12 protein-coding genes are annotated in these 13,832 nt (G+C 72.3%); 6 read left to right on the forward strand and 6 right to left on the reverse strand.

The annotated features are described in order from the left end of the window. The first annotated feature begins 47 nt into the window (after window positions 1-47). Window positions 48-776 carry a phosphoribosyltransferase gene (locus J421_RS15120; RefSeq protein ID WP_025412020.1) on the forward strand — a complete coding sequence of 243 codons (729 nt, stop codon included), beginning with the start codon at window positions 48-50 and terminating at the stop codon, window positions 774-776. A gap of 13 nt (window positions 777-789) precedes the next feature. Beyond that, window positions 790-1,023 carry a hypothetical protein gene (locus J421_RS15125; protein WP_025412021.1) on the forward strand — a complete coding sequence of 78 codons (234 nt, stop codon included), beginning with the start codon at window positions 790-792 and terminating at the stop codon, window positions 1,021-1,023. Window positions 1,024-1,030: 7 nt separating this feature from the next. Here the strand turns inward: J421_RS15125 and J421_RS15130 are convergent, their stop codons facing one another. The 6 genes from J421_RS15130 to J421_RS33635 all read right to left on the reverse strand — a co-directional run bounded on the left by J421_RS15130 (window position 1,031) and on the right by J421_RS33635 (window position 7,683). After that, window positions 1,031-1,798: a DUF5715 family protein gene (locus tag J421_RS15130; RefSeq protein ID WP_025412022.1), complete on the reverse strand. Its 768-nt coding sequence runs from the start codon at window positions 1,796-1,798 to the stop codon at window positions 1,031-1,033. A 149-nt stretch (window positions 1,799-1,947) separates the two neighbouring features. Continuing rightward, complete coding sequence (locus tag J421_RS15135) at window positions 1,948-2,841, reverse strand: polysaccharide deacetylase family protein (protein ID WP_025412023.1); 894 nt, start codon at window positions 2,839-2,841, stop codon at window positions 1,948-1,950. Continuing rightward, a complete protein-coding gene (locus J421_RS15140; RefSeq protein WP_025412024.1) occupies window positions 2,838-3,713 on the reverse strand; it encodes a formyltransferase family protein in 876 nt (291 codons plus the stop codon). The genes J421_RS15135 and J421_RS15140 overlap by 4 nt, the downstream gene beginning before the upstream one ends. 79 nt (window positions 3,714-3,792) lie before the next feature. After that, complete coding sequence (locus J421_RS15145; RefSeq protein ID WP_025412025.1) at window positions 3,793-5,574, reverse strand: ABC1 kinase family protein; 1,782 nt, start codon at window positions 5,572-5,574, stop codon at window positions 3,793-3,795. Window positions 5,575-5,630: 56 nt separating this feature from the next. Then, complete coding sequence (locus J421_RS15150) at window positions 5,631-6,971, reverse strand: flotillin family protein (RefSeq protein ID WP_025412026.1); 1,341 nt, start codon at window positions 6,969-6,971, stop codon at window positions 5,631-5,633. 13 nt (window positions 6,972-6,984) lie between these two features. Further along, window positions 6,985-7,683 carry a hypothetical protein gene (locus J421_RS33635; protein WP_201773021.1) on the reverse strand — a complete coding sequence of 233 codons (699 nt, stop codon included), beginning with the start codon at window positions 7,681-7,683 and terminating at the stop codon, window positions 6,985-6,987. A gap of 207 nt (window positions 7,684-7,890) precedes the next feature. Here J421_RS33635 and J421_RS15160 point away from each other — a divergent pair, with 207 nt between their 5' ends. The 4 genes from J421_RS15160 to J421_RS15175 all read left to right on the forward strand — a co-directional run bounded on the left by J421_RS15160 (window position 7,891) and on the right by J421_RS15175 (window position 13,766). Then, window positions 7,891-9,330: an MBL fold metallo-hydrolase gene (locus J421_RS15160; protein WP_025412028.1), complete on the forward strand. Its 1,440-nt coding sequence runs from the start codon at window positions 7,891-7,893 to the stop codon at window positions 9,328-9,330. A gap of 90 nt (window positions 9,331-9,420) precedes the next feature. Continuing rightward, window positions 9,421-10,155 (forward strand): DUF2383 domain-containing protein, encoded by a 735-nt coding sequence (locus tag J421_RS15165; protein ID WP_025412029.1) that lies wholly within the window; start codon window positions 9,421-9,423, stop codon window positions 10,153-10,155. A 59-nt stretch (window positions 10,156-10,214) separates the two neighbouring features. Next, a complete protein-coding gene (gene deoC, locus J421_RS15170; RefSeq protein ID WP_025412030.1) occupies window positions 10,215-11,306 on the forward strand; it encodes a deoxyribose-phosphate aldolase in 1,092 nt (363 codons plus the stop codon). Between the two features lie 75 nt (window positions 11,307-11,381). Beyond that, window positions 11,382-13,766, forward strand: a complete 2,385-nt coding sequence (locus J421_RS15175) for an aldehyde dehydrogenase family protein (protein WP_025412031.1) — start codon at window positions 11,382-11,384, stop codon at window positions 13,764-13,766. The last annotated feature ends 66 nt before the right edge of the window (window positions 13,767-13,832 follow it).

Here is a 13,832-nt window from a genome sequence, read left to right on the forward strand (position 1 = left end):
CCGCGTGCAGCGGATCGTCGAGCGGACCGACGTGCCTGGAGGCCACGATGGCTGCACGATTCCGCGACCGCGTCGACGCAGGGCGGCGACTCGCCGTCGAGCTGCGCTCCTACCGGAACGATCCCGACGTGCGCGTGCTCGCGCTGCCGCGCGGCGGCGTGCCGGTGGCGTACGAGGTGGCGCGCGAGCTCCACGCGCCGCTCGACGTGTTCATCGTGCGCAAGCTCGGCCTGCCGCAGTTCCCGGAGCTCGCGATGGGCGCGATCGCGAGCGGCGGCGTGATGGTGCTGGACGACGATCTCGTTAGGCGGGCCGGCGTCACCGACGCGCAGCTGCGAGCCGTGGCCGACGTGGAGCGGCGCGAGCTCGCGCGCCGGGAGGAGCGTTACCGCGGCGGTCGCGGCGCGCCCGACGTCGCGGGCCGCACGGTGATCCTCGTCGACGACGGGCTCGCGACGGGATCGACCATGCGTGCCGCGATATCGGCCGTGCGTCAGGAGGGGGCGAAGCGCGTGGTCGTCGCCGTGCCGATCGCGCCGCCGGAGACGTGCGAGACGCTGCGCATGGAGGCCGACGACACGGTGTGCGCGCTGACACCCGAGCCGTTCGTCGCCGTCGGCCGCTGGTACGAGGACTTCACGCAGACGAGCGACGAGGAGGTGCAGGAGCTGCTCGCCGACGCGCGTGCGTTCACGTCCGCGCCAAGGTCGCGCATGCCGTTGCCGCTGCCGATGGATCCGCTCGACGCAGCCGCCGAGTGGAAGACTCCCCCGTGAGCCGGAGGCGGTCATGGCGAAGTGCGAGGTCTGCGGGAACGACTACTACCTGTCGTTCGAGGTGATCACGGCGGGACAGCGCCACGTGTTCGACAGCTTCGAGTGCGCGATCCACAAGCTCGCGCCGGTGTGCGACCACTGCGGCTGCAAGATCGTCGGCCACGGCATCGAGGCGAACGGCACGTTCTACTGCTGCGCGAACTGCGCCCGGCAGGCCGGCGCGAAAGGCGTGGCGGACCACGCCTGACGCACGCTCAGACGCCCGACGGCGTGCGCCGGTGCGCGACCGCGGCGGCGCCGAGCGGCACGACCATGAGGAGCGCAGCGAGCGCCACGAGCGCGTGCGGCGCACCGCGCGGAGCCGCGACGATCAGGTCGGGCGCCGCGGCCGCGGCGGGGACCATCGTGGCGTTAGGCATCGGGGCGGGCGCGGCCGCCCGCGCGGCCTCCGTGGGCCCCATGCGCGCCACGTAGGCGCCGTACGCCTCGGGGAACACGGCGACGTGGAAGTGCGATGGGTGGTACTCGCGCGTGACGTCGAGCACGCCGGCCTTCTCCAGCGAGAGCAGCGTACGCTCGAGCCACGCGCGCGTCGCGGCCTTCGCCGGTACGCGCAGGTCCACCGCCATGCCGGCTGGGTGCACGGAGAGGTCGCTGGCGTTGCTCGGCTGCTCGTCGAGCGGCCGCACGAGGCTCGTCACCACCATGCGCTCGCCAGTCGCCTCGTGGTACTGCGCGGCGAGGCGGTCGACGAAGAGGTGCACCTCGGGCCGGGCGTACGGGAACGACACGCCGCTCAGCGCGAGATCGGCGCTCGGCGCAACCGGCTCCAGCCGCCCCTCGGCGACGAACTCGCGCACCTGCGACGGCGAGCCGAGGAACGTGTAGTCGAGCGCCACGGCGGCGGCGTGCTGTCGCACCATCGATGCGTGCGACCCGCTGAGGCCGGCCGCCGCGGCGGAACGCGACAGACTCGCGAGCGCGACGGTGAGCGCGACGCCGCGCCAGATGGACGACTTCATGACTGCTCCTCCGGGCCGGCGACACAGAGCGGCATCGCGCGGACGGACGCACGCGCGACGTGGGCCGCGGACACCGGAGGGGAATGTGACCGGCGTCACGCGGACATGTGTACTACCACACGTCCGCGCTCGCGTTCCATCGGCGACCGCTAGTCGGGCAGTCGCGCGAGCAGGTCGGGCAGGGACGCGAGATCCGGTGGCGGCCCGATGCGCTCGATCGGCTTCCCGGGTCGGAAGTCGCGGTTCACGGCGTTGCCGACGAGCACGAGCGTGCGCCCACCGGCGCACGCGTCGAACGTTGCCTGAAACGCCGGCGCCCGGTGCGGCTTGCGATCGAACGGCGCGACCCAGTACGCGCTCGGCACGCCCAGCTGCGCCTCGAGCTCGCGCTCGCACTCGGCGAACTGGTCGCAGAGCAGCGGCAGCGCGGTGGGCTCGAGCACCGGGTAGTGCGCCGCCGTGTGGTTCGCGATGGTCCAGCCGCTCGACGCGAGCGCGCGCACACCGTCCCAGTCGTCGAAGATGCGGAACGCGTCGGCCCGATCGGCGTCGGACGTGAAGCGGCGATACACCGTGTCGACGTCGGCGACCAACTCGGGGGAGAACAGGTCGAGCGTCGCGTGGCGCACGGGCTCCGCGGCGTCGTGTCCGCGGGCGCGCAGCCGGCTCCGCACGAAGCGCATGCCGTCCCGGTAGCTGAGGTACGACAGCTTCGCGCGCCAGAACATCTCGGTGCGGCTCGTGAAGCGGCTGTTGACCGACAGCGCGCCGGACACGCCGTGCCGAGCGAGGATCGGTGCCGCGTAGCGGCGCACGCCGACGTAGCCGTCGTCGAACCAGAAGCTGACGTACGCGCGGTCGAGCGCGCCCGCGCGCCACCGTTCGTGGCCTTCGGCCACGCTCGCGAGCGTCGCGACGCGCGCGAGCGACGCGACGCACTTCGCGAACGCATCGGGCGGGCACGTGAGCGGGAGGCCGCTGAGATACGGGTTCTCCTCCCACGACACCTCGTGAAACCCGAGCACGTACCACCCCGGCTTCACCAGGCGCGCCTCCGTCGCAGCGCCGCGCCGAGCCAGCCGCGCCCGAAGTCGCCGTGCACCGCACCGCGCACGTGCGCGTCGCACTCGCGGGCGAGATAGGTCACACCGTCGAGCGGCTGGTCGAACGCGAGGATGCTTCCCGTGTCGCGGATCTCGCGCACGCACTCGATCATGAGCTCCGTGCCGAGGGCGACGACGCGCTCCATCACCGTCTGCACCGAGTCGCTCGGCGTGAGACACGGCGTGGAGCGGCGCAGGATCGGCCCCGCATCGACGCCCGTCGTCGTCACGTGCACGGTGGACGCCACGCGCCGCAGGTCGCGGTGGTACAGCGCCTGGTAGGTCGTCTGGTTTCCCTTGTAGTCGGGCGAGTAGCCGGCGTGCTGATTGATCGGCAGGCCGCGCACCGACTCCAGCACGTCACGACCGTACAAGCCGCCGCCGAGCGTGAGCAGGAAGCACGGCCGCAGCGCGCGCAGCTCGCGCACGAACGTGTCGCCGTTCGCCTCGCTCGCCGGCAGCAGCCGCGGTGGAACGACGGCATGCGGCCGCAGGACCTCGATCTCCTCGAGGAAGATGGAGGCGGGCGGCTCGGGCGCGACCGGCGGCCGGCGTCCGAGCGCGCGTCGCACCGCACGCCTGGCACGGCGCAGCAGCGGTTCCGGCGCGGGCGGCGCGGCGGGAGGTGCCGGCGGCGGCGCGCTCGGGGGACGCGTGAGCTGATACCAGGCGACGACGTCCGTGCCGAACGCCTGCTGCATGCGCAGCGCGAAGCGCACGTGTCGCGGCTCCGCCCCCGTGACGACGACGATCGTGGGCTCGGTGTGGGCCGGCACCTCGAGGCGTCGTGGTGCGAGGTCGAAGGGAATCATGACGGCGCGGTCGGTGCGGTCGGGGCGGGGCGCAGCCCAACATGACCGGGCCGCGCACCGGGCGCAATCGCCTGCGCGGTCACCGGCGATCCCGGCGGTCGGACCAGAGGATGGAGAGCACCATCCACAGCCCGAGCGCACCCGCGAGCACGAACCCGGCCGTGCCTAACGAGCGGCGGTACGGCAGCAGCATCGCGCTCGCGATGAGCAACCCGGCGAGCACGACGCCGGAGAAGATGCGGTTCGCGACCTTCTGCAGCGCCGACGTGAGCTGCGTGACCTGCGGCACCTCGACTCGGGTCGCGAACTCGTTGCTCGCCAGCCGCTGCGTGATGAGGTCGAGCCGGTGCGGCAGGGACGCGACGAGGTTGCCGCCCTCCGACGCGAGCTGCATGAGCCGCCGCGGGCTCAGCTCGCGCCGCGCGCGCTCCGCCATCACCTGATTGCCGAAGTCGCGGATCGTCTCGATGGGGTTGTACGTCGCGTCGAGCGCGCGCGTGACGGCGTCCAGGTTGAACATCGCCTTCGCGAGCAGCGTCAGCTCCGCGGGAAGTCGCAGCCCGCGCTGGAAGGAGATGTTGATCAACTCGTACAGCACGCTCCCGATCTGGACGTCGCCGACCGTGAGGTCGTAGTTGCGCGCCATGAGCGACGCGATCTCGCGCACGTACCCCGCGCGGTCGAAGCCCGGCAGCGTCTGCCCGATCTCGATGAGCGTCTCCGCCGCGTCGTCGCCGCGGTTGTCGGCCACGTCCAGCATGAGCCGCACGATCTGCTCGCGCAGCGACGTCGGAAGCCGCGCCGTCATCCCGAAGTCGATGAGCGCGAGCTTCGCGTCGATCTCCGGCGGCTGCGGCGCGGCGCGCTGCTGCGCCTGCGACTCCATGCGCGCGAGCGGTGTCGCGGCCTCGCGCGGCACGGCGCGGCGATCCCTCTCGCGCGCCTCGGTCGGCGTCGGCGGGTTCTCCGTCGACGGCAGCACGACGAACACGTTTCCCGGATGCGGGTCGGCGTGGAAGTGCGCGTCGAGCACGATCTGCTTCAGGTACGCGCGCGTCAGCTCGTCGGCCACCGGCGCGAAGTCGTGCTCCAGGCGCGCGAGCGGCGAGACGGCGTCGATCTTCACGCCGCGTATGCGCTCGGTGGTGAGCACGCGCTCGGTGCTGTACGCCTCGATCACGCGCGGCACGAGGATGCGCGGGAAGTCGGCGAGCGAGCGGCGAAACGTCATCGCGTTGCGCGCCTCGACGCGATAGTCCAACTCGTCGGCGAGCGCGCGCTCGAGCTGCTGCACCACGCCCACCATGTCGACGCGCGCGCCGGCCTCGGTGTGCGCGGCGAGGAACGCCGCGAGCTCGTGAAAGAACTCCACGTCGTCCGCGAGCTGCTGCCGGATGTCGGGGCGCTGCACCTTCACGACGACGGGCCGCCCGTCGCGCAGCCACGCCGCGTGCACCTGTCCGAGGCTGGCGCTGCCGAGCGGGTCGTGCTCGAACTCCGAGAACAGCTTGCCGATGCGTCCGCCCAGCTCCTCCTCGACGGTGTGCTCGATGTCCGCGAACGGCACCGACGGCACGTCGTCCTGCAGCTTCTCCAGCTCGCGGATGTAGGCCGGCGGGAGGAGGTCGGGGCGCGTGGAGAGGACCTGACCGAGCTTCACGTACGCGGGCCCGAGCTCCACGAGCCGCTTACGGAAGCCTTCGGCCAGCTTCGCCGTGTCGCCGTCGAGCGCTCCGTCGTCCTCCGGCGGCTGCGCGAGCGCCTGGATTCCCTGCTGCTTGGCGAAGTCCGCCAGGCCGTAGCGGGTGAACAGCCCGATGGTCGCGGTGAGGCGCGGGAGATAGCGTGGGGTCAGAAGCATCTCCCGCGCCGGGAGCAGTAAGCGTGCCCTTCCGCACCGCGAGACTCACACGAGCGTCACTTGCGCGTGACGGGGCGGTCCGGCACCGGCGGCAGCGAGACGTTAGGCGCGGACACCGGCGGGATGCCGTTGCCCTCCACGAGGCCGCCCCGCGCCACGAGCTGCGCGGCGAGCACCGTCTGGATCACGCCGGTGATGTTGTTCGTCGTCGAGTCGGCGGCGCCCTTTCCGTCGCTGGAGATGGTCACCAGCTTCGCCTCGGCGAGCGCGCCGGCGATCGCGGGCGCGATCTGCGGCAGCATCTCGATCTGGCGGTAGCGGAAGTAGCTCTCGCCGCCGGCGGCGATCGCGGCGTTCACCTTCTCGATGCTCTCCGCCTGCGCGGCGGCGATGGTCTTGATGCGGATCGCCTCCGCCTCGGCGGCGGCCTGCGCCTCGATGCGCACCCGCTCGGCGTCGGCGCGCGCCTGAGCGATCTGCGTCGCGTCGAGCTCCGCGACGCGCTGCACGCCTAACGCCTCCTGCTTCTTCGCCTCGGCCTGCGCGATGAGGGCCGCGTTCGCGGCGCGCGTCTGCTCCAGCTCGCGCTGCTTGTCCGAGATCACGCGCTCGGCCTCGAGCTGCGCCTCGCGCGCGCGGCGCGTCTGCGTGGCGGCGACGATCTCCGCGTTCGCCTGCGCCTCGGCCGCGCTCTGGCGGCGGCGCGCCTCGGCCACCTCCGACTGCACGACCTTGATGTTCAGCGAGTTGAAGATGAGGCCAAGGTCGGTGAGCTCGCGCGAGCACGCCTTGCGGATGATCACGGCGAGCGGGTCGTCGTCGTCCTCGACAGCCATCACGGCATCGTGCGCCGAGGGGATCACCTCCACCGACTGGCGCGCGGCGAGGGCGGTGGACGGCATCGGCGCCGGCAGCGCGCGCACCGTCGGCGCCGTCTTCGCGGAGAAGAGCTGGTCGTGCGTGAGCAGGTTGATGGCGCGGCGGCCGGAGCTCGAGAGGAGATCGGTGAGCGTGTTGAGCTGATCGGCGTCGGTCTTCGAGAAGAACCGGTTCGCCGCGGTCTTGATCAGCGCGTCCGTGTCGCCAACCGACACGATGGCGCTCGCCAGGATGCGCACCTTGATGGGGCGCGGCACGCCGGCGTCGTCGAGGTCCGCCGTCTGGTCGGTGATGTCGAGGTCGACGTTGATCACCTTGCTGGAGATCGTCGTGCCCGTGGTGAGCAGCGGGATCTCCTTCGACTTGCCCGGGCCGCGGTAGATCACGGTGCCGCCGTGCAGCCAGCTCACGAGCCGGATCGTGCCCGCCTCCACGTTGCGCAGGAACGAGGCGACGATGAGCGGCACGACGAAGACGAGCGCGAAGACCACGACCGCGATCGCGATGAGGCTTTGCATGGTAGGGCGTCCTTCAGCCGTTAGGCTGCTGGGGGAAGAGTGCGCGCGGGCCGAGATAGGACACGGTGCAGCGGTGCCGCTCGCCGTCGACGTCCTCGATGCGGAGCCGGTCGCCGGCGCGCACGCGCACGCCGAGCGCCCGGTCCTCGGGCCGCAGGGTACCGAGCACCTGCACGACCTGCCCGTCGACGTCGACGGCGATGAGTCCCTCGCCGTTCGCGTCGAATCCGCTCGCCGCGCGGGCCTCGTCGAACAGCGTGCTCTCGAGGGTCAGCGCCGGCGAGGACGCGAACCCGAACAGGAGGTTCATCAGCGGCCGGATCGCGAACCGCTCGAACGCGAGCCCGGCGAGCAGCGCGACGACGAGCAGCACCATCCCGCCGAGCACCGTGCGCAGCAGGAGCCCCGCCGCGCCGAAGCCGAGCAGCGTCGCGAACACCAGCCGCGGCGTGGCGAGCGTCCAGAGCAGCGCCGACTGCGCCCCGCCGGCGAGCCCGTGGCCGACACCGTGAGCGTGTCCCGCGTCGTGCCCGTGCGCGGCGTGGCCGGCATGGCCGTGTCCCGCATGGCCGTGGCCCCCGTGACCGTGGCCGCCGTGGCCGTGACCACCGTGACCGTGCGACTGGCCGTGGCCGTGGTGCCCGATCGATCCGAGCGCCATGACGGCGAGGCCGGCACCGCCGAGGGCGAGGCTGAACGTGTAGATGTCCATGGAAATGACGACGGGGACGGCCACCGTCGCGCCGAGCACGACGAGCGAACCGCCCCCGATGATACGCTGAGCATTGTATCCACACTACGGCGTGCCCGAGCCAGACGTTTCACCGGCGCCCTGATGACCGGAGTGCGCCGAGCGCCGCCGGCGGGCATATTGGTGGGTTCGCCGGAGCCACCGACCGGCCCACCCGACGACTTTTCCATGTACTTCGAGCGCATCTACGAGCCGTCCCTCGCCGCGGCGAGCTACCTGATCGGCGACCAGGCCACGGGCGAGGCGCTCGTCGTCGACCCGGTGCGGGACGCCACGCACTACCTCGACGTCGCCGCCGCCCACCGCCTGCGCATCACGCACGTGACCGAGACGCACATCCACGCCGACTTCGCGTCCGGCGCCCGCGAGCTGGCGGAGCGCGCCGGCGCCCGGCTGCTGCTCTCCGCGGAGGGCGGCGCCGACTGGCAGTACGAGTTCGCCGCCGACGCCGGGGCGACGCTGCTGCGCGACGGCGACGAGTTCCAGGTCGGGCGGATCCGCGTCCGCGCGCTGCACACGCCGGGGCACACGCCGGAGCACCTCACGTTCCTCATCACGAACGACGAGCGCGCCACGCAGCCGCTCGGCGCGATGACGGGCGACTTCCTGTTCGTCGGCGACGTCGGACGACCGGACCTGCTGGAGAAGGCCGCGGGCATCGCGGGAACGATGGAGTCCGGAGCGCGCACGCTGTTCCGATCGCTGCAGCGGTTCGCGGAGTTCCCGGACTACCTGCAGATCTGGCCCGGCCACGGCGCCGGCTCGCCGTGCGGCAAGTCGCTCGGCGCGGTGCCGCAGTCCACGCTCGGCTACGAGCGCATCGCGAACTGGGCGCTGCAGATCGACGACGAGGACGCGTTCGTGCGCGCGGTGCTCGACGGCCAGCCCGAGGCGCCGCCGTACTTCGGCCTGATGAAGCGCATCAACCGCGACGGTCCCGCCACGCTCGGCGACCGCGCCGCGCCGCGACAGGTTCCGGCGGAGACGCTCGTGCACGCGCTGCGCGAAGGGCTCGTGATCGACGCGCGGTCGACGGAGCGGTTCGCGGCCGGCCACGTGCCGCGCACCGTCAACGTGCCGTTCGGCGCGAAGTTCGCGACGTGGGTCGCGTCGCTGCTTCCGTTCGATCGCCCGGTGTTCGTGGTGGCGGAGTCGGGGAGCGACGACCGGGTGGCGGAGGCGGCGCGCGCGCTCGCGCTCGTCGGCGTCGACGATTTCGGCGGGTGGTTCGATGCGCGCGTGCTCGACGTGTGGGCGGCGCGCCACGGGCCGCTGGAGAAGACGCCGCAGACGACGGTGAGCGAGCTGCGCGCGCGACTCGAGCGCGGCGAGGTCGCGGTCGTCGACGTGCGCAACGAGAGCGAATGGGAGGCGGGGCACCTGCCGGGCGTGACGCACGTGCCGCTCGCGCGGCTGGCGGAGGAAGTGGAGCGCGTGCGCGCGCTCGCGCACGACCGCCCGATCGTGGTGCACTGTCAGGGCGGGTCGCGCTCGGCCATCGCGGCGAGCGTGCTGCAGGCGAACGGCATGTCGCAGGTGGCGAACCTCGCTGGCGGCTACGCGGCCTGGCAGAAGGCGGGGCTGCCGGTGGAACGCGACGACGCCTAACGGAACGGCGCGCACGCGCCCGCGGCGCGAGGTGTGCGGACTGGCCTGCCTCGCCGTACGATCGAACGAACGACACCGGAGAACGCACCGATGACGGTCCCCACCGAGCCACGCGGTAGCCTCGACGCTTCGGCGCTCGCCGAGCTGAACGACCTGCTCGCCCTCGACCACGACGCGGCGGAGGCGTACACGATAGCCATCGGTGCGCTCACGAACGTCGGTCGGCGCGAGACGGTGATGCGGTTCCGCGCCGATCACGAGCGGCACATCGCTGACCTCACCCGCGTCATTCTTCGCCTCGGCGGCACGCCGGTCGAGCGCGCGCACATCGCCTCGGGCCCGTTCAAGCTCGCGATGCAGGCGCTCGGCGCGATGGGGAGCGACCGCGCGGTGATGCTCGCGTTCAAGACGAACGAGGCGCAGGTGTGCGAGAAGTACACGCGGGCCGCGACGCACGCGACGGAGTGGCCCGAGGCGATCTCGGAGATCGTGAGCGGCGCGGCGGACGACGAGGCGCGCCACTACGAGTGGGCGGCCGACCAGCTCGCGACGCTCGGCGTGGCGCCGGAGAGCGTGGCCGGCCGTGCGACGCGCGCGGCGGAGACGGTGCAGGCGCGGCTCGCCGACGGTGTCGAGGCGGCGGAGCGTCACGGGCGGCGCGGCCTCGAGGCCGCGCGCCGTGGGGCGGCGGCGCTGCGCGAGCGGCTCCCCGAGCGGATGCCGCAGCGGCCGTCGAACCGCGTGCTGGCGGTGGGCGCGATCGCGGCCGGCGTCGGCTTCCTCGTCACGACTGCCGTCGCGAGGGCGCTGCGCGCCCGGCGCTGAGCCACGTGGGGCGCCGGGCGCCGGCTCCAAGCGGCGCCCCGCGGTAGGTAGATTGGGGCATGGAAGCGAAACGAACCCCCGCCAAGGCGCTGCGCGACGCGTCGAGCGTGGCCGGCGGCACGCTGAGCGGCGCGCGTCTGCTGGAGCCGCGTCCGACGTTGGAGCGCCCGGCACCGGCCCGCGACCCGCACCACGACGGCTCGCTGGAGCGCAACCCGGGCACGGCACTCGACCTGGACGTGGTGCGCGCGCTCCGCGTGAACCGGAGCGCCGTCGAGCGCCGGGCCGCGACGATCCCGACGCGGCGCACGGTGAAGAAGCAGTGGCAGGCCGCGTGGCTGCTGCGCGCGATCACCTGCATCGACCTCACGACGCTGTCGGGCGACGATACGCCGAGCAACGTGCTGCGGCTGTGTGCGAAGGCCCGCCGCCCCGTGCGCCCGGACCTGCTCGAGGCGCTCGGCGTCGCGCAGCTGAACATCACCGTGGGCGCGGTGTGCGTGTACCACCGCTACGTCGCCACGGCCGTGGAGGCGCTGCGCGGCACGAGCATCCCGGTCGCCGCGGTGTCGACGGGCTTTCCGGCGGGGCTGTCGCCGCTGCGCGAGCGCATCGCCGAGATCCGCGCCTCGGTGGACGACGGCGCGACCGAGATCGACATCGTCGTCACGCGCGCGCACGTGCTGCGCGGCGAGTGGAACGCGCTCTACGACGAGGTGGCCGCGTTCCGCGAGGCGTGCGGCGACGCGCACCTGAAGGCGATCCTCGCCACCGGCGAGCTGGCGACGCTCACGAACGTGGCGCGCGCGAGCGAGGTCGCGATGATGGCCGGCGCGGACTTCATCAAGACGTCGACGGGCAAGGAGCCGATGAACGCGACGCTGCCCTACGGCGTCGTGATGTGCCGCGCGATCCGGGCGTACGAGGAGCGCACCGGCTACAAGGTCGGGTTCAAGCCCGCCGGCGGCATTCGCGCGGCGAAGCAGGCGCTCGAGTACGAGTACCTCATGAAGGAGGAGCTCGGCGATCGCTGGCTCAAGCCGGACCTGTTCCGCCTGGGCGCGAGCGCGCTGCTCACCGACATCGAGCGGCAGCTCGAGCACTTCGTCACCGGGCGCTACTCGGCGGCGCATCGTCATCCCATGGTCTAACGACCGCTGCGTGGCTGCGTCGCTGCGTAACGGCACGCAGCAGACGCAGCGACGCAGCCACGCAGCGAACACGACATGACTACGGTCGCAGAGATCTTCGAGACCATGGAGTACGGGCCGGCGCCCGAGGCGGACGCGCCCGTTAGGCAGTGGCTCCAGGCGCACGACGGGAAGTTCGGGCAGTACGTGAACGGCCGCTGGACCGACGTCGACGACGCGCGGCTGTTCGACGTGCAGGAGCCGGCGAACGGCAAGCGGCTCGCACGCGTGTCGCAGGGCAACGAGGCCGACGTGGACGCGGCGGTGCAGGCGGCGCGCGCCGCGCTGCCGAAGTGGAAGGCGTTGGGCGGCCATGCGCGCGCCCGCTACCTGTACGCGCTCGCCCGCGCGGTGCAGAAGCACTCGCGGCTGCTCGCCGTGCTGGAGACGATGGACAACGGGAAGTCCATCCGCGAGACGCGCGACATCGACATCCCGCTCGTGGCGCGGCACTTCTACCACCACGCCGGGTGGGCGCAGCTGCTGGAGTCGGAGTTCGCGGGCTACGAGGGCGCGGGCGTCGTGGGGCAGATCATCCCGTGGAACTTCCCGCTGCTCATGCTCGCGTGGAAGGTCGCGCCCGCGCTCGCCGCCGGCTGCACGGTGGTGCTGAAGCCGGCCGAGTTCACGCCGATGACGGCGCTCGCGTTCGCCGAGCTGGCGCACGAGGTGGGGCTGCCTAACGGCGTGCTGAACATCGTCACCGGCGACGGCGAGACGGGCAAGCTGCTCGTCGCGCACGAGGGCGTCGACAAGCTCGCGTTCACCGGATCGACCGAGGTGGGACGCATCATCCGGAAGGCGACGGCGGGGAGCGGCAAGAAGCTGTCGCTGGAGCTGGGCGGCAAAAGCCCGTTCATCGTGTTCGACGACGCGGACCTCGACAGCGTCGTCGAGGGCGTGGTCGACGCGATCTGGTTCAACCAGGGGCAGGTGTGCTGCGCCGGCTCGCGGCTGCTGGTGCAGGAGGGCGTCGCCGACCGCCTGTACGAGAAGCTGCGCGCGCGCATGGAGCGCCTGCGGCTCGGCAACCCGCTCGACAAGGCGGTGGACATCGGCGCCATCGTCGCCCCGGTGCAGCTCGAGCGCATCCGCGGACTCGTTGAGCAGGGACGCGAGGAGGGCGCGCAGATGTGGCAGCCGTCGTGGGCGTGCCCGGCGGAAGGATGCTTCTACCCGCCGACGCTGTTCACCGACGTGAGCCCGTCGGCGACGATCGCCCAGGTGGAGATCTTCGGCCCCGTGCTCGTCGCGATGACGTTCCGCACGCCCGGCGAGGCGGTGTCGCTGGCGAACAACACGCCGTACGGGCTCGCCGCGAGCGTGTGGAGCGAGAACATCAACCTCGCGCTCGACGTCGCGCCGAAGCTGAAGTGCGGCGTGGTCTGGGTGAACTCCACGAACCTGTTCGACGCCGCGGCGGGATTCGGCGGCTATCGCGAGTCGGGCTTCGGGCGCGAGGGCGGGCGGGAAGGGATGTGGGAGTATCTGAAGCCTGCCGGGACTCGGGACCCGGGACCCGGGACTCGGGAGTCCGCAGCCCCGAGTCCCGAGTCCCGAGTCCCGAGTCCCGACGGTCTACCGCCGATCGACCGAACTCCCAAGCTCTATGTCGGCGGCAAGCAGGCACGTCCCGATTCGGGCTACAGCCGGCGGGTGCTCGGCGCGGACGGGCGTGTGCTCGGCGCCGTCGGCGAGGGGAACCGCAAGGATCTGCGCAACGCCGTGGAGGCCGCGCACAAGGCGGCAGGGTGGGCGAAGACGAGCGGCCACGCGAAGGCGCAGATCCTCTACTACACGGCCGAGAACCTCGCCGCGCGCGCCGACGAGTTCGCGCGCCGCATCGACGACCTGACCGGCCGCGGCGACGGGCGCGCGGAGATCGACGCGGCGGTGTCGCGGCTGTTCACGTACGCGGCGTGGGCCGACAAGTACGACGGTCTCGTGCACGACGTGCCGATCCGTGGCGTCGCGCTCGCGATGAACGAGCCGATCGGGGTCGTCGGCGTCGCGTGCCCGGACGAGGCGCCGCTGCTCGGCTTCGTGTCGCTCGTCGCGCCGCTCGTCGCCACCGGCAACACGGTGATCGCGATCCCGTCGGAGAAGTACCCGCTCGCGGCGACGGACTTCTACGGAGTGCTCGACACGAGCGACGTGCCGGGTGGCGTCATCAACATCGTCACCGGCGAGCGCGACTCGCTCGCGAAGACGCTGGCCGAGCACGACGACGTGGACGCGATCTGGTACTTCGGTCCGCGCGAGGGCGCGAAGGCCGTCGAGCTGGCGTCCGCGTCGAACATGAAGCGCACGTGGACGGAGTGGACGCCGCGTGCGTGGCGCGACGCGCGCGTGGCCGAGGGGCGCGAGTTCCTGCGGCAGGCGACCCAGGTCAAGAACGTGTGGATCCCGTACGGCGAGTGACCGCCGCCGCATTCACATCGGGGCCCGTGGCACGTCCAGTGTATTAGGTGCGGCGGACGACGGATC

Source organism: Gemmatirosa kalamazoonensis (assembly GCF_000522985.1).
In the GTDB taxonomy this organism is placed as follows: Bacteria; Gemmatimonadota; Gemmatimonadetes; order Gemmatimonadales; family Gemmatimonadaceae; genus Gemmatirosa; species Gemmatirosa kalamazoonensis.

Coding starts and splice junctions, on each gene's coding strand:
- J421_RS15120 (WP_025412020.1), top strand. CDS start 48: ATGGCTGCACGATTCCGCGACCGCGTCGACGCAGGGCGGCGACTCGCC.
- J421_RS15125 (WP_025412021.1), top strand. CDS start 790: ATGGCGAAGTGCGAGGTCTGCGGGAACGACTACTACCTGTCGTTCGAG.
- J421_RS15130 (WP_025412022.1), bottom strand. CDS start 1,798: ATGAAGTCGTCCATCTGGCGCGGCGTCGCGCTCACCGTCGCGCTCGCG.
- J421_RS15140 (WP_025412024.1), bottom strand. CDS start 3,713: ATGATTCCCTTCGACCTCGCACCACGACGCCTCGAGGTGCCGGCCCAC.
- J421_RS15145 (WP_025412025.1), bottom strand. CDS start 5,574: ATGCTTCTGACCCCACGCTATCTCCCGCGCCTCACCGCGACCATCGGG.
- J421_RS15150 (WP_025412026.1), bottom strand. CDS start 6,971: ATGCAAAGCCTCATCGCGATCGCGGTCGTGGTCTTCGCGCTCGTCTTC.
- J421_RS33635 (WP_201773021.1), bottom strand. CDS start 7,683: ATGGACATCTACACGTTCAGCCTCGCCCTCGGCGGTGCCGGCCTCGCC.
- J421_RS15160 (WP_025412028.1), top strand. CDS start 7,891: ATGTACTTCGAGCGCATCTACGAGCCGTCCCTCGCCGCGGCGAGCTAC.
- J421_RS15165 (WP_025412029.1), top strand. CDS start 9,421: ATGACGGTCCCCACCGAGCCACGCGGTAGCCTCGACGCTTCGGCGCTC.
- deoC (WP_025412030.1), top strand. CDS start 10,215: ATGGAAGCGAAACGAACCCCCGCCAAGGCGCTGCGCGACGCGTCGAGC.
- J421_RS15175 (WP_025412031.1), top strand. CDS start 11,382: ATGACTACGGTCGCAGAGATCTTCGAGACCATGGAGTACGGGCCGGCG.